Raw genomic sequence first — 16,109 nt, forward strand, 5'->3', positions numbered from 1 at the left:
TCTCCGTTACACCTTTTCCACGTTGACCAGAAACGCCTTGAACTCTGGCGTTTGCGTATTGGCATCACCGACAAACGGTGTCAGGGTATTGGCCAGGAAGCCTTTTTTCGCCACCCCTTCGTATCCCCAGTGGATCGGGATACCAATAGTGTCAACTTCCTGCCCATGAACATTCAGCGTACGAATACGTTTGGTCACCACAGCCTTGGCTTTGATATAGCCACGGTTGGAGCTGACTTTCACGGTATCGCCCTGCTTAATGCCCTTTTTCGCTGCCAGTTTTTCGCCAATTTCCACAAACTGTTCCGGCTGTGCGATAGCATTGAGCAGCACATGCTTGGTCCAGTAGTGGAAATGCTCGGTCAGACGATAAGTGGTACCGACATACGGGAACTGCTCATGAGAACCCATTGCGGCCAAATCGTCTTTAAAGACACGAGCGGCCGGGTTAGATATCACATTCGGGTGCAGCGGGTTGGTGCCCAGCGGCGTTTCAAATGGCTCATAATGTTCCGGGAACGGTCCTTCTGCCATTTTGTCGATGGCAAACAGGCGGCCCATACCCTCTGGCTGCATGATAAACGGCCCGACATCGCTACCCGGTGCCGCGGCACTGTAATCTGGGATATCAACGCCACCCCATTTGGTGCCATCCCACTCCAGCAACTGGCGTTTCGGATCCCAGGGTTTACCTTGTGGGTCAGCAGAGGCACGGTTGTATAGAATGCGGCGGTTAAGCGGCCATGCCCACGCCCAGCCCAGGGTATTGCCAAGGCCGGATGGGTCAGCGTTATCACGGCGTGCCATCTGGTTACCGGCCGGTGTCCAACTACCGGCAAAGATCCAGCATCCACTGGCGGTAGTACCATCATCACGCAGATGAGCAAAGGTACTGAGCTGCTCGCCTTTTTTGACCAGCACTTTGCCGTCAGCATCGGTGATATCAGCCAGTGCTTTACCATTGCTTTCCTGTGCCACTTCTTCTGGCTCTGGATTGTCTGGCGTCAGATAATCCCAGGTCATATTGAGCACCTGTTCTGGCACTGCACCACCGTCCCGATGGTACATGTCACGCAGACGACTAAAGATACCCGCCAAAATGGCACCATCGTTCAATGCTTCGCCCGGTGAATCAGCACCTTTCCAGTGCCATTGCAGCCAGCGGCTGGAGTTAACAATTGAACCGTTTTCTTCAGCAAAACAACTGGATGGCAAGCGGAACACCTCGGTTTGAATTTTCGATGGACTGACATCGTTAAATTCACCGTGGTTTTGCCAGAAATTCGCGGTTTCAGTATTGAGTGGGTCAATAGTTACCAGGAATTTCAGTTTCGACAGTGATGCTACTACTTTGTTTTTGTTCGGGAACGACGCGACCGGGTTAAAGCCCTGGCAAATATAGCCATTCACTTTACCCTGCGACATCATCTCGAAATACTGTAATACGTCGTAGCCTTTATCCCACTTCGGCAACCAGTCGTAGCCCCAGCCGTTCTCTTTCTGGGCTTTATCACCGTAGAAACTTTTCATCAAACTGACGAAGAATTTCGGGTAATTGCTCCAGTAGTTAACCTGGCCCGGCAGCAGAGTTTTCGGCGTGTTGGCCTTCAGATAAGTGTCAATATCCGGCTGTTTTTCTGACGGCAGATTCAGGTAGCCCGGCAAGCTTTGCGACAGCAAACCCAGGTCAGTTAAACCCTGAATATTAGAGTGACCGCGCAAGGCGTTAATACCGCCCCCCGCCATGCCCATATTGCCCAGTAACAACTGGATCATCGCCATGGTACGGATGTTCTGCGCGCCAACCGAGTGTTGTGTCCAGCCCAGCGCATAGAGGAATGTGGCGGTTTTATTGGACACACTGGTTTCGGCGAGATATTCGCAAACCTGCAAGAAATCTTCTTTTGGCGTACCGCAAATGTTAGAGACCACCTCTGGCGTGTAACGGCTGACGTGTTCTTTCAGCAAGTTCCACACACAGCGCGGGTCTTGCAGCGTGACATCGCGTTTGGCAAAGCCGTTTTCATCCAACTGGTAATTCCAGGTGGTTTTGTCGTATTTGCGATTTTCGGCGTCATAGCCACTGAACAGGCCGTCATCAAAGGTAAAGTCTTCCCGCACCAGCAAGCTGGCGTTGGTATAAGCTTCGACGTATTCGCGGTTAATTTTGTTGTTGGTCATCAGATACAACAACACGCCGGACAGGAACGCGATATCGCTACCGGAGCGGATTGGCGTATAGAAGTCCGCCACCGATGCAGTACGAGTAAAGCGTGGGTCTATCACCAGCAACTTGGCATTGTTGTGGATTTTGGCTTCCATCGCCCAGCGGAACCCCACCGGATGCGCTTCTGCCGCATTACCGCCCATGACGATAATTAAGTCTGCGTTCTTGATGTCAACCCAGTGGTTGGTCATCGCACCGCGACCAAATGTTGGAGCAAGACTTGCTACCGTTGGTCCGTGTCAGACACGTGCTTGGTTGTCTACGGCAAGCATGCCGAGAGCGCGACTAAATTTCTGGGTCAGATAACCCGTTTCGTTACTGGATGCCGAGGCACACAGCATACCGGTACTCAGCCAACGGTTGACGGTAACACCGGCGTCGTTGGTCTTAATGAAGTTAGCGTCCCGGTCTTCTTTCATCAGCTTGGCAATGCGGTCAAATGCATCATTCCAAGTGATTCGCTGCCATTTATCTGAACCCGGAGCACGGTATTCAGGATATTTCAGGCGGCTTTCGCTATGGATAAAATCCACCAGCCCTGCACCTTTCGGGCACAGCGCGCCACGGTTTACCGGATGGTCCGGGTCCCCTTCGATATGGAAAATACTCTCTTTGGCGTTTTTTGCGCCGTCACCGAGGCTATACATCAAAAGCCCGCAACCAACGGAGCAATATGTGCAGGTATTCCGCGTCTCACGGGCACGCAGCAATTTGTAATTGCGCGTCTCCGCCAGCGCCACTGACGGCGTAAAGCCGAGTGCCGCGACCGTGGTTCCTGCCATACCGCCAGCGCAGATCTTAAAGAACTGCCTTCTGCTGACCTGCATGGGTCTCTCCTTCGTTCATTGTCACATTATTTCAGTTCACACTTCCCTCAACGAAACCGGAAGCGCTAAAATCGCTTACGCGATATCACCTTTATCGGTGTGGGATACATTCTTCTGGAAATAGAATTATACCCATACCATTCTTAATGTGAATGTTACCACATTGTGATTATGGGTTATAACTTTCAGGGCCGCATAGTGAGCCAGATCAAACCTTCAACAATTGACCTCTCCACCGGAATCTGCGGTGCAAAACAACTTAACGTGCTACAGCGCCATAAAATGGCCGAGCCGCAATTGGATTGGCTAGCGGAGGAAGTGCCGGTGGCGCTGGTCTACAATGGCATTTCCCATGTGGTGATGATGGCAACCCCGAAAGATCTGGCAGCATTCGCGCTGGGGTTTTCGTTGTCAGAGGGCATTATTAGCGCCCCACAAGATATCTACGCCATTGATGTGACACCAGGCTGTAATGGCATAGAAGTTAACATTGAGTTATCCAGCCGTCGCTTTGCCGGTTTAAAAGAGCGCCGCCGAGCTATGGCCGGCCGCACCGGATGTGGGGTCTGTGGTATTGAACAGCTTGATGATATTTTTCGCCACATCACCCCGCTGCCTTTCACTCAGACCTTTAATTTGAATCAACTCGATAATGCACTGGCACAACTCAAGCAGGTACAAACTGTGGGTCAGTTGACGGGTTGCACTCATGCTGCGGCCTGGATTAATCCGAAAGGTGAATTGTTGGGCGGTTGTGAAGATGTGGGCCGCCATGTCGCACTGGATAAGCTGCTGGGGATACGGGCCAAACAGCCGTGGCAGCAAGGTGCTGTGCTGGTTTCCAGCCGTGCTAGCTATGAGATGGTGCAGAAAACCGCAATGTGCGGTGCAGAGATTTTATTTGCTGTTTCTGCTGCAACAACCTTAGCGGTTGAAGTTGCCGAGCGCTGTAATCTGACGCTGGTTGGCTTCAGTAAACCCGGTAGAGCAACGGTTTACACCCATCCGCAGCGGATTAGTGAATAGAAAGACCACACAATTAGTACGGCATTGATAATCATTTTCAATATCATTTAATTAACTATAATGATCCGAATGCTTACGCGGCGCTTACTTTTTTTGCGCCGCCCTACACTACGGAGACGATGATTATGAGTTACTCACTGCCATCCCTGCCTTATGCTTATGACGCCCTGGAACCCCACTTCGATAAGCAGACGATGGAAATCCATCACACCAAACACCACCAGACCTATGTTAACAATGCAAACACGGTGTTGGAGAGCTTCCCTGAGCTGGCTAAATTCAGCGTTGAAGACCTGATCAAAGATCTGGACAAAGTTCCTGCTGAAAAACGCACTTTTATGCGTAACAACGCCGGCGGCCACGCTAACCACAGCCTGTTCTGGAAAGGGCTGAAACTGGACACAACCCTGAAGGGTGATCTGAAAGCCGCTATTGAGCGCGATTTCGGCAGCGTAGATAGCTTCAAAGAGAAATTTGAAGCTGCTGCGGCAACCCGTTTCGGTTCTGGTTGGGCTTGGCTGGTTCTGAAAGACGACGGCAAGCTGGCGGTTGTATCTACTGCTAACCAAGATAGCCCACTGATGGGCGAAGCAGTTTCTGGCGCATCAGGCTTCCCAATTATTGGCCTGGATGTGTGGGAACACGCTTACTATCTGAAATTCCAAAACCGCCGCCCAGACTACATCAAAGCATTCTGGAACGTGGTTAACTGGGACGAAGCAGCAGCGCGTTTCACTCAAGCCAAATAAGCCGCATAAACCGTATGTTGCATATCCAAACAACGTGGAGTTGCAGCTAACAACCCTGTAGCTTCAAGTCCGAAGGATACATGCCAGCAAGGTCATCTTGCTGGCATTTTTATTGCTAAAGTTTAGCCAATTTCTGCCGATAGATTGTTCAAGAAGGGCGTTGGTATTCATGGATATAAAGCTCATGAACTATACCCTAAATAATTCGAGTTGCAGGAAGGCAGTCAACGCACATGCAACTTGAAGTATGACGGGTATATCGTTTGGGAAAAGTACTCTTGCCAAGGCTATCCCACATACCACCAACTCCCCAAAATCTTCTAATAACTAGACCTCCCCAAACTCACCTACGCTGATTGATTTGCATCAGAGACACCGCATAACGGAGAAGAACATGGCAGTATTTAGCAACGTTTTTGGCAGCTTTGAAAATATGAAAGTCGGTAAAAAGCTGGGATTAAGCTTTTTCCTGATGTTGTTGCTGGTCGGGATCATCGCCGGTACCACCGCTTATCATTTCTCCGTGATTGAAGATCATGCTTATAAAGTTGACCTGAGTTACAAAGTTAACGATGAATCCAATCAGGCAAAATATAATCGTGCATTATATGAACGTACCTACTCCCTGCAATACATCAAAGAAAATTCTCAACATATCAATAATATAAAAAATCTTCTGACCCAGAGCGAAAGTCTTAGCTGGTCGGCAGATAACCGCAAAACCATTAGCAGTATTTCCGATGTGGTAGAGGAGTATCTGCAGCAGCAGAGTAACTTCGTCAATGCCGTGGCCCATAAAGATGATGTGCGCAAAAGCTGGAATATTTCTGAAACCCAGAAGAACCTCAACGAGCTGCAACAAAGCCTACTTAATGAAGGGGCAGATACCCATACCCAAATCCTGCTAGCAGAGATGAACCAGAAGTTGATGACCGTACGCTACAACGCACGCGGCTTATTGCTGGATCGCAACCAGGATGCAGAGTCCTCGCTGATTACCTCAATCAATATCGCCAATAGTGCCGCAAATGCTTTTATGCCGGTGCTATCGGCCGAACAGCAAAAGCTGCTGGCTCCGGTTATCTCCAGCCTGAGTACCTATAAAGATAACGTACTGGCCTATTTACCGGCTTATCAGCAAGAGCTGGAGGCCGGTAAAGTGATGGAATCTAATGCCAACGAATTGAATAAACTGGCCACCCATCTGTTCACCCAAGAACTGCAAGGAACCCACGCAGAAATCAATAATGCGCAATTGCAGTTAACTATTGCTGCCATTGCCGCACTGCTGTTTGGTCTATTGATTTCATGGCGCATGACCCGCCAGATCACGGTACCACTGCGCACCACCCTGGCGATGGCAGAGCGCATTGCTACCGGTGATTTAACTGCGGCGACAACATCAAACCGTACCGATGAGTTGGGCCTGTTGATGAATGCCGTCGCCCGAATGAATGAAAACCTGCGCGCCATGATTGATGAGATCCGCATTGGTGTCAGTCAGGTGTCTCATGCCTCCGGCGAAATTGCTGCCGGTAATACCGATTTATCTTCCCGCACCGAACAGCAGGCTGCGGCTGTAGAGGAAACCGCTGCCAGCATGGAGCAGTTGAATGCCACAGTTAAGCAGAATGCCGATAACGCCCACCATGCTAATCAACTGGCAACCGAGGCATCACAAACCGCACAGCAGGGCGGTAAGCTGGTTAACGATGTGGTGCGCACCATGAACGATATCTCCGGTAGCTCCAAACGTATCTCTGAGATTACTTCAGTCATTAACAGTATTGCTTTCCAGACCAATATCTTGGCCTTGAATGCTGCGGTTGAAGCCGCCCGCGCCGGCGAGCAAGGCCGTGGTTTTGCCGTTGTCGCCAGCGAAGTTCGCAATTTGGCACAACGCAGTGCACAAGCGGCGAAAGAAATTGAAGGCTTGATTGGCGAGTCAGTGACTCAGGTAAATGCTGGAACCACGTTGGTGCAAAATGCCGGGCAAACGATGGAGAATATTGTCCGCTCAGTGACCCATGTGCGCGATATTATGGCGGAAATCGCCTCAGCATCCGATGAGCAGAGCCGTGGCATCACACAGGTTAGCCAAGCCATCTCTGAAATGGACAGCACCACTCAGCAGAATGCTGCCTTAGTGGAAGAGTCTGCCGCCGCCGCTGACTCACTGGCTGAACAGGCCATTTTACTGGCACAGGCCGTTGCCGTGTTCCGCCTATCCGATGCAGAGGCAGAATCGGTACAGAAAAACGTCGGCGCATCCGTGGCACCTAAAAGTACCCCAACACCTCGCTCTGGCACAGAAAGCAGTCGCACCACTCAGCACGATAATTGGGAAACCTTCTGATTATCCGCTAAACCGCGATACCCGGCAGGAGTAGCCAATGCGGTTACTCCTGCCTATCTCATCGTTTCGCTCAATCCTATCGATAACCTCTTTTACCTTGGAACCCTGCGGTCAGGCAGGGTATTCTGATTCTCCCTTCCAAACGCAGACAAGGAGAGCAGATGAAGTATCCTCAGGTTTATATCGGTAAAATCGAGCCTTATAACGGCAGTTCCCCGAGCGCGATTGGTAAACGCCAGGTTCAGGGTGGCATCATGCTCACGACGCTGGGATTGGAAGGGGATGAACAAGCCGAAACCCGCTTTCACGGCGGGCCGGACCGCGCCTTATGCCATTATCCACGAGAACACTACTCCCACTGGATAGAGCGATTCCCTGCACAGGAAGATATTTTCTCTGCTCCAGCCTATGGCGAAAATATCTCAACCCTCGGCATGACGGAACAAAATGTCTATATGGGGGATATCTACCGCTGGGGAGGGGCAATCATTCAGGTGACTCAACCGCGTTCACCTTGTTACAAGCTCAACTTCCATTTCGCTATCGAGGAGATGTCGGCACTGATGCAGCAGACCGGCTATTGCGGCTGGCTGTATCGCGTAATTTCCACCGGTATTGTTAGTGAGGGCCATGCATTAGAGCTGTTGGCGCGTACCAGTGATATCTCGGTGGCAGAAGCGATTGCCATCGCCTGGCATATGCCTTTCGATAAAGAACAGTATCACCGCTTGTTGGCTGTATCAGGATTATCCACCAGTTGGAGTAAAACTATGCTAACGCGTCTTTCGCAAGGAAAGATCGAGGATTTTAACCGGCGGTTATTAGGGAATACCTAATGATAGAGGTTATTGAATAGCAAAATATGCCGATCTTTATTGATAAACTTGACTGTATCTCACTTGAGATACAAACTCAGTTTATTGATGAGGAGGCAAAAATGGCTACACACACCACAATGTTGCATGTCCGTATTGATGATGACGTCAAAAAACAGGCAACAGCAGCACTCAATGCAATGGGCCTTTCGGTTTCCGACGCCGTGCGTTTATTTTTAAATCGCGTCGTCGCTGATCAGGCATTTCCATTCGAATTGAAAGTACCGAACCCCCAGACTCGTGCGGCGATGCAGGAAGCAGAAGAGATAGTTCAAGCCCATAGCGCACGTTTTACTACTTCGGATGAGTTATTTATTGAACTTGAAAAAGACAACAGTAAGTAAACGAACGACAATGCCAAGGACGGCAGATTATACCAAAGACTTCCTTAAAGACTGGGAAAAGCTGTCCCGCAGTGGTCGTTATGATATGTATCGACTCAAACATGCCATGTTACTGCTTATTGCAAATGATACGCCGTTAGGTGCCGAATGGTTAGACCATCCGCTTAAAGGAGACTGGGAAAATTTCCGAGAATGCCATATCGGAGGAGATTTTTTACTGATCTATAAATTAAGTAACAGCAGTAAAATAAGCCAGATTATCTTTGTTCGCGCGGGAACTCACTCAGAACTGTTTGATTGATCATATTTACAACAACAAACCGGGTAGCAGCCATGCCACACACCCGGTTATTTCGAAAGTCGCAATTAGAACGCTTTTTTCGCGTAGCCGGTCACTTCTTTCAAGCCCATCTCACGGCCTAATGCAGTCATTGGGTGTACCACCACAATACCGCGTACTGCTTTCTTCAGCGTACCCATATCCGCCTGCTCTTTTTTAGTAATAGCACGGCTGAACGGCAGTTGAGCTAGCTTTTGTGCCTCAGCACTCAGGTTTTTAACCCGCACTTCTTTCAGGCGCTGAATTTCAGCCGCCAGTTTCTCTTTTTCTTTCATATGCTGCGCGATCAAATCCATATTACCCTGTTGGATCACGGTAGGGTCTTTGTGGTTCAACGCATCCAGCATATCGCTTAGACGTTTGATTTCTGCATGTTCTTTCATAGTATTGGCCCGTACATGCCACTGATGGGCACGATATTTCGCTAAAGTTGGGGATAGGATAGCACTGATTGTGCATCAAGATAGAGAGTGTATCAGGATGCGTGCTTTTCAGCAGCAGCCTCCTGTATTGGTTGCCACTGCATGCCGGCCGGTAGGCTGCTAATTTCACAAGCAACCTCCCCGAGCCTGACCAAAGCTTGGGTATAGTGGTGGTTGAACGGATAACAGCACGAGAGGCGAAAAGCATTACGATAGCGGCCACTCGGCGAGTAAAGCGTACCGGGGGTCAGGCATATCTGTTCTTGTAGCAATTGATGAAATAGCGCCACGGTATCGACACTGGCAGGGAACTCGACCCAGAAAACAAAACCCCCTGCTGGTTGGGTCACTTTGGTCCCACGAGGGAAGTACTGTGCAATGAGTTGCTGCGCCTGTTGTACCTGTTGTGCATAACGGCGGCGTAGCCCGCGCAGGTGGTGGTCATAACCGCCAGACTCCAGAAACAGTGCCAGTGTTTCTGATAATAACGCCGGTTCCGCCATCGACGACACCGCTTTGAGCTTATGTAATGCCTCAGCGAAGCGGCCACCATCAATCCAGCCGATACGGAAGTCCGGGGCCAGTGTTTTGGTGAAGCTGGAACAGAACAGCACCCAACCGTCGCGGTCAAAGGCTTTTACCGCTGGGGACAAGGTAGAACCGAATTGTATTTCTGCATATAAGCCATCTTCTATCAGTGGCACCTGATGATCGTTCATCAACTGTGCCAGGCGCTTTTTCGCCGCCAGTGGCATCGTAAAACCTAACGGGTTCTGCACCGTTGGCATGGCGATCAATGCATTCAACCGCCCCTCCTGAAGCAGTAACTCCAACACATCCAACGATAAACCTTGCTGTGGATCGGTTGGAATCTCCACGGCTTTCAGGCCAAGACTGGCAAGTAATGGCATCAGATAGAAATAGGTTGGCGATTCCAGCCCGACACAATCACCCGGCTTGGTGGTGACCCGCAACGCTAACTGCAACGCCTCCATACAACCATGCGTAATAGTGATATCTGCCGGATTAGCCAGCATCCCGAGGGTCATGGCGCGGCGGGCGATTTGCTGACGCAGGCGCTGGCATCCTGGTGGCAACGCGTACTGGCTGATTAACTGCGGCTCGCGACGCAACAGTGATGCCATGATGCGGCCCAACTTGGCGCTGGGGTAAAAATCCGCCGTTTGTGGACAGGCGAGCGAGATATTGGTAAAGCGAGGGTTTTGTTGTGCGGCAAATACCGTATCAATTAAATCCAGCACCTCATTTACCGGTTTGCCGACTGTCGCTGTTGGCACCACCGCCGTTGACGGACTACAGACATAAAACCCTGACTGCGGACGCGCCTCAATCAAGCCTCGATCCTCCAGCGTACGGTAAGCCGCCACCACCGTATTGATACTCACCTGATGGTTTTTGGCGTAACCGCGCACTGATGGCAGGCGGCTACCCGCCAGCAAACTGCCTTTCTTAATGGCCTGTGCCAGATTGTCAGCCACTTGCAAGTAGCGAATTTCATTCATAACAACGGGCATGGTGACAGTTCTCCGCAGGTTCAATGGGTACAGTTAAATCTTATACAAACTGTACCCACAACAATAGATAACTTCTGCTTCTGACGCCATAGCGGATTGCTGTTTATACTCGTCATACTTCAAATTGCATGTGTGTTGGCTGCGCTCGATCACCCAAATCATTGACTCGCGTCAACTCATCGGGACTCACTCACTTGCCGCCTTCCTGCAACTCGAATTATTTAGAGTACATGCTAAATCTCTTGATAACATCATTAGGACCTACCGCCCATGTTGGACAGTGCCTTTATCAGTTACGTTACCGTTATGTCGATCACTCCAGGCCCAAATAACCTGTTATTAGCCGCATCTGGTGTCAATTTTGGCTTACGTCGCACCTTCCCAATGATGTTGGGGATTACCTTTGGTTGCGCGTTGCAATGCGCATTAATGACCACATTGTTGGCATTAATTCTCAGTTGGCTGGGGGTAATTCGCTTGCCACTGGTGACGCTGGGATGTGCATATTTATTCTGGTTATCGTGGAAGATTTTTAATTCCGGTAGCCCGAAGTCAAGAGATGACCAGCAGCCGATGGGGTTTATCCAGGGGGCTTTATTTCAGGCCATTAATCCAAAGGCTTGGCTGATGGCTATGAATGTCGCCATCTTATTTACACCACGTGAAGGTGCTACGCTGAGCCATACCCTGCTGATTGTTAGTGGCTTTGCTCTGTTAAATCTGCCTTGTGTGGCCGTTTGGGCGGTGATGGGGGATCAGTTACGCCATGCGTTACGGGTTAACTGGAAACTACGATTATTCAATGGAGTGATGGGGGGCTTGATGGCAATAACAGCATTGTGGCTGTTAGTTGACGAATGGCTCAGTGTGTTGCAGTAACTCAGGCATGGCCGAGTGGTGACAGCTTGGAAACCTGTTTTAAGCTGATGCGGGAGAGCAATTCTGTAATCGAGAGCACCATGGTGGAACGCACCATTTGCTGATAACGCTGGCGTTGCATGGCAATCAGCGACGCGTCTGCTTCATCCGGGCGCAGGAAAGTGGGCACTGGCGGCAATTCAGCCACACAATGTAATTCACCAAATGGCCCGAGGATTTCGTCATCAGTAAAGCGATACTCGGTGCCATCATGGTTTAACTCCTCACGAAGCGCCATCAATAGCTCAGCATCTTCGTATTCATGACGGGTGATCACACCCAAGGCATAAACCAACTTTAGTCGCACGGATAGCTCACCAAGCGGCCCATCGCCAACCAGCAATGGTTCCACAGCATATTTCACCGCATAGTCATCTTTACGAAAAACCTGCACCACGAGAATATTCAGCGCTTCTGCCAATAATTCGACAGCAGCCATCAGGAAACTCCGAACGGTCTTGCCTGCGTTCAGATGCTCAAGTACCCGATTCTCAAATGCCTGTGTTTTTTCAATCATCGCTTGTCACTGAGGTGGTTTCAGAATATCGGGCTACGAAAAGATAAATACCGCGCAATCTGACACGGTATTTATCCCCGTCATACTTCAAGCCGCATGTGCGTTGGCTGCCCTCGCTCACCCCAGTCACTTACTTGAGTAAGCTCCTGGGGATTTACTCAGTTGCCGCCTTCCCGCAACTCGAATTATTTAGGGTACATCACCTAACGCAAACTCATTTTGTTCATAACAAAATCAGTGCGCCAGCTTGTCCTGCATGGCGTTATACACACTCACCGCCTGTTCGACAACCTCGCCATCAGCGGGTAAGCCTGAAATTTGCGCCAAAGCAGCTTTCGGCCCCAATTTCGCCAGTAATTCAACCAACTCCTGAGCTTGTGGGTCTTGCTCACTGCGATAATTCATGGCCGCCGCAATACCGGTTACCAGATTGGTGTGTGGCAGTTGATACTCAAGTGTACCCAATAGCGGTTTGATCAATCGATCACCGGCACTCAGTTTACGCAGTGGCTGACGGCCAACACGTTCAACATCGTCATGCAGGTAAGGGTTCTCAAAACGGGAGATGATTTTATTGATATAAGCGGCATGTTTTTGTGGATCAAAAGCATAGCGTTTAATCAGCACCGCACCACTCTCTTCCATCGCGCCTTTCACTGTCTGGCGTACTGCCGGGTCCAAGATAGCATCACGAATGGTTTGATGGCCTGCCAGTTGCCCCAGATAGGCTGTTATTGCATGTCCGGTGTTCAGGGTGAAGAGTTTACGCTCCACAAACGCCATCAGGTTGTCGGTCAACTCCATACCCGCGATTTCCGGTGGCTGCCCTTTGAACTGGGTACCATCAACAATCCACTCACTGAAGGTCTCTACCGTCACTGCCAGAATATCTGTACTGCCCGCTTCTGATGGCGGCACAATACGGTCTACCGCAGAATCGACGAAACCGACATGTTGCTCAACCCACGCTTGTTCACTTTCCGGTAACGCAGCGAAGACATGCTGTTTTAACTGGCTGGTACCGCGCACCATATTCTCACAGGCGATAATATTCAGCGGGCGAGTATTACCTTGTTGATGGCGAGCGACTAAGCCTTGTGCCACGGTGCCGGCAATACGTGCCAGAATCTGCGGTCCAACAGCGGTGGTGACAATATCGGCATCAGCAATCAGCGCCACCACGTCTGGGCTACTGCTGTTTACTGCACTCACGTTTTTGACTTCTTCAACCCGCGCCTGCTCACCGACCACATTGACCTGATAACTTTTACGTTTATTCAGTTCGTCCAGCAGCGGTTGGTTAACATCTGCGAAGGTCAGTTGCGCACCGGCATCAGCAAGAAGTTTACCAATGAAGCCCCGGCCAATGTTACCTGCGCCAAAATGTAATGCTTTCATATTCGTTACCTTTTGCTGTAAAAGGGCCGTTTTCTCCCAACGGCCCTATTCAGTTATTGCTGGGTTACTTTTTGCCACCCAATAAGTCCAATACTTCCTGCACGCTGGTAGTTTTACTTAAGCGCTCAATCACCGACTCATCATCCAGCGCATTCGTCAGGCTGGTAATAACATGAATGTGCTCATTATTACGGGCCGCGATACCAATCACCAAACGCGCCACTTCATCTTCTTCGTCACCAAAGCGCACGCCGTCAGGGTATTGGCAGAATACTACACCGGTTTTCAACACACGGTCTTTCGCTTCAATGGTACCGTGTGGTACCGCGATAGATTCGCCCAGATAAGTGGAGGTCAGTTTTTCACGTTCCAACATCGCTTCAACATATTCCGGCTCAACATAACCCCCCTTCACCAACTGCTCACCAGCGAAGCGAATAGCTTGCTCTTTGGTGGCTGCGTGTTGATTGAGGAAGATATTCTCCGCGCCCAGCTTGAATAAGTTGGCTTCAGAGGCTTCAAAGCTATCGTCCAGCGTTTCAATCACTTTCTGAGTGCTTGCTGTCGTGTTAGCCGCCTCCACCAAACGTGCTGTCAGGTTGGTGTACAACTGGCTATCAAGGAAGTTGGTCAGCGAGATATGTTGTGCCTGTGGCGCATGGCGCATGGCTCGCTCAGTCAAATCACGGTGGGTGATAACCAAGTCCACATCTTCTGGTAAATTGTTGATAGCACAGTTAGTCACCGAGATATGTCTCAAGCCCGCATCTTGTACTTTCTTACGCAGCACACCGGCCCCCATCGCACTAGAACCCATACCAGCATCACAAGCTACGATGATTTTACGTACTGTGGTCAGGTCGCCTGCGGCAGCGGCAGCATTCGCCGCTTGTGCGCCTTTAGATTGCGCTTTCATATCTTGTATACGGCGAGTTGCATCTTCCAGACTGTCTTCCTCGTCGTCTTTGACTTTAGAGGTTTTCAGCAAGATAGCCGATACCACGAAGGAGACGGCAAACGCAGCAGCAACTGCAGCAATGTTGGCAAAATAAGCACCTTTAGGTGTCATCGCCAATACTGCCAGGATAGAACCAGGAGACGCAGGTGATACCAGGCCGCCGTTCAGCACAGTCAGAGTGAACACACCAGTCATACCGCCCAGAATAACCGCCAGCAATAAGCGCGGGTTCATCAGCACGTATGGGAAATAGATTTCGTGGATACCACCGAAGAAGTGGATGATAGCCGCGCCGCCAGCAGATTGCTTAGCGTTACCTCTACCGAAGAACATGTAAGCCATCAACACACCCATACCTGGGCCTGGGTTCGCTTCAATCAAGAAGAAGATAGACTTACCGGTTTCAGTCGCCTGCTGGATACCCAGAGGTGAGAAGATACCGTGGTTAATCGCGTTATTCAGGAACAGGATTTTGGCTGGTTCGACGAAGATAGACGTTAATGGCAGCAGGTTAAGCTGCACCATGATATGCACGCCTTTAGCCAACACGTGGGACAACACTTCTACCAGTGGACCAATCGCCATAAAGGCGAGAATCGCCAACAACATCCCGATGATACCGGCTGAGAAGTTGTTAACCAGCATCTCAAAGCCGCTTTTGATTTTACCTTCAACCCAACGGTCAAAGTGTTTGATTGCCCAGCCACCCAGCGGACCCACAATCATCGCACCGAGGAACATTGGCATATCCGCACCAACGATAACCCCCATGGTGGTGATAGCACCCACCACACCACCGCGATCACCACCCACCAAACGGCCACCGGTAAAACCGATCAGCAGTGGTAACAGGTAGGTGATCATTGGGCCAACCAGTTTGGCTAGCGTTTCATTTGGCAGCCAGCCGGTTGGAATAAACAGTGCGGTGATAATACCCCAGGCAATAAATGCCCCGATATTGGGCATAACCATGTTACTGAGGAATCGGCCAAAATTTTGAATTCTGACCTTTGCGTCTGGTGAAAACATAAAACACCCCTATTGGTACGCGCTAACAATAAGAGCGCGATATAATTGTTTTGTTGAGGCAGTTCTGCAAAACCCGCCGGTGTTATCGAATACAAACACGCTGTATGCAAAACAAACTCTAGCATGCTCCTTTATTCACGCGTAGCTCACTGCATTTATGTGACGGAAGTCACACCAACCCCCCTATTACAGGGGTGCATTTGTTGACGCAGATCACACTAAATGACTGTAAGAAAACCACGACGACGAATTTTTAAGCTACAAAGCCTGATTATAGTGATATAAATCACATTTTGTGTGGGTTAGTTTGTTTTGAAAATGTGATGTTAATCACAAGTTATTTTTACTCGTAGAGAGGAGATGAGACATTCACCCTGCTAATAACCTCTCAGACTCAACTCTTGGTAGAAATGTGTAATAAAATAACGGGGGGAAGGGGGAATACTATTGGAGCGGGTTTTGGTTGATATGAGTTCATCATTGCTCACGATCGGAGCGGGTTTTGGTTGAGATGGGTTCATCATTGCTCACGATCGGAGCGGGTTTTGGTTGAGATGGGTTCATCATTGCTCACGATCGGAGCGGGTT

General features: G+C 49.9%; 13 protein-coding genes. 7 read left to right on the forward strand and 6 right to left on the reverse strand.

The features are described 5' to 3' along the window. Nucleotides 1-6 precede the first annotated feature (6 nt). Complete coding sequence (fdnG, locus tag V1952_RS06655) at nucleotides 7-3,054, reverse strand: formate dehydrogenase-N subunit alpha (RefSeq protein ID WP_102970500.1); 3,048 nt, start codon at nucleotides 3,052-3,054, stop codon at nucleotides 7-9. Between the two features lie 171 nt (nucleotides 3,055-3,225). Between fdnG and fdhD the strand changes: the two genes are divergently transcribed. From fdhD to V1952_RS06685, 6 genes are all read left to right on the forward strand, one after another. After that, nucleotides 3,226-4,080 (forward strand): formate dehydrogenase accessory sulfurtransferase FdhD, encoded by an 855-nt coding sequence (fdhD, locus tag V1952_RS06660; protein WP_420074493.1) that lies wholly within the window; start codon nucleotides 3,226-3,228, stop codon nucleotides 4,078-4,080. 125 nt (nucleotides 4,081-4,205) lie between these two features. Further along, nucleotides 4,206-4,829, forward strand: coding sequence for a superoxide dismutase [Mn] (gene sodA, locus V1952_RS06665; RefSeq protein ID WP_050311298.1), 624 nt, complete (start codon nucleotides 4,206-4,208; stop codon nucleotides 4,827-4,829). Nucleotides 4,830-5,223: 394 nt separating this feature from the next. After that, nucleotides 5,224-7,185, forward strand: a complete 1,962-nt coding sequence (locus tag V1952_RS06670; protein ID WP_420074494.1) for a methyl-accepting chemotaxis protein — start codon at nucleotides 5,224-5,226, stop codon at nucleotides 7,183-7,185. Nucleotides 7,186-7,346: 161 nt separating this feature from the next. Beyond that, nucleotides 7,347-8,021 (forward strand): 6-hydroxyaminopurine reductase, encoded by a 675-nt coding sequence (gene yiiM / locus V1952_RS06675; RefSeq protein WP_372560225.1) that lies wholly within the window; start codon nucleotides 7,347-7,349, stop codon nucleotides 8,019-8,021. A gap of 101 nt (nucleotides 8,022-8,122) precedes the next feature. Then, nucleotides 8,123-8,404, forward strand: a complete 282-nt coding sequence (locus tag V1952_RS06680; protein ID WP_032906763.1) for a type II toxin-antitoxin system RelB/DinJ family antitoxin — start codon at nucleotides 8,123-8,125, stop codon at nucleotides 8,402-8,404. Nucleotides 8,405-8,414: 10 nt separating this feature from the next. Further along, nucleotides 8,415-8,705, forward strand: a complete 291-nt coding sequence (locus V1952_RS06685) for a type II toxin-antitoxin system YafQ family toxin (RefSeq protein WP_420074495.1) — start codon at nucleotides 8,415-8,417, stop codon at nucleotides 8,703-8,705. Nucleotides 8,706-8,770: 65 nt separating this feature from the next. Here V1952_RS06685 and V1952_RS06690 read toward each other — a convergent pair whose 3' ends face one another. Both V1952_RS06690 and V1952_RS06695 read right to left on the reverse strand, forming a co-directional pair. After that, complete coding sequence (locus tag V1952_RS06690) at nucleotides 8,771-9,127, reverse strand: YibL family ribosome-associated protein (RefSeq protein ID WP_075337794.1); 357 nt, start codon at nucleotides 9,125-9,127, stop codon at nucleotides 8,771-8,773. Nucleotides 9,128-9,219: 92 nt separating this feature from the next. Continuing rightward, on the reverse strand, nucleotides 9,220-10,701 hold the full coding sequence (locus V1952_RS06695; protein ID WP_420071151.1) for a PLP-dependent aminotransferase family protein: 1,482 nt from the start codon (nucleotides 10,699-10,701) through the stop codon (nucleotides 9,220-9,222). Nucleotides 10,702-10,971: 270 nt separating this feature from the next. Between V1952_RS06695 and V1952_RS06700 the strand changes: the two genes are divergently transcribed. Next, complete coding sequence (locus V1952_RS06700; protein WP_372560222.1) at nucleotides 10,972-11,580, forward strand: LysE family translocator; 609 nt, start codon at nucleotides 10,972-10,974, stop codon at nucleotides 11,578-11,580. A gap of 1 nt (nucleotide 11,581) precedes the next feature. On the opposite strand, the gene V1952_RS06705 is transcribed toward V1952_RS06700, so the two are convergent. The 3 genes from V1952_RS06705 to V1952_RS06715 all read right to left on the reverse strand — a co-directional run bounded on the left by V1952_RS06705 (nucleotide 11,582) and on the right by V1952_RS06715 (nucleotide 15,521). After that, entirely contained in the window at nucleotides 11,582-12,136 is a 555-nt protein-coding gene (locus tag V1952_RS06705) for an MltR family transcriptional regulator (protein WP_005186837.1), read from the reverse strand. 234 nt (nucleotides 12,137-12,370) lie between these two features. Further along, on the reverse strand, nucleotides 12,371-13,534 hold the full coding sequence (locus V1952_RS06710; RefSeq protein WP_420074496.1) for a mannitol-1-phosphate 5-dehydrogenase: 1,164 nt from the start codon (nucleotides 13,532-13,534) through the stop codon (nucleotides 12,371-12,373). A 64-nt stretch (nucleotides 13,535-13,598) separates the two neighbouring features. After that, a complete protein-coding gene (locus V1952_RS06715; RefSeq protein ID WP_372560220.1) occupies nucleotides 13,599-15,521 on the reverse strand; it encodes a PTS mannitol transporter subunit IICBA in 1,923 nt (640 codons plus the stop codon). Between the last annotated feature and the right edge of the window lie 588 nt (nucleotides 15,522-16,109).

The sequence above is a fragment of the Yersinia sp. 2542 StPb PI genome (genome assembly GCF_048593855.1).
GTDB classification, from domain to species: Bacteria; Pseudomonadota; Gammaproteobacteria; order Enterobacterales; family Enterobacteriaceae; genus Yersinia; species Yersinia enterocolitica_E.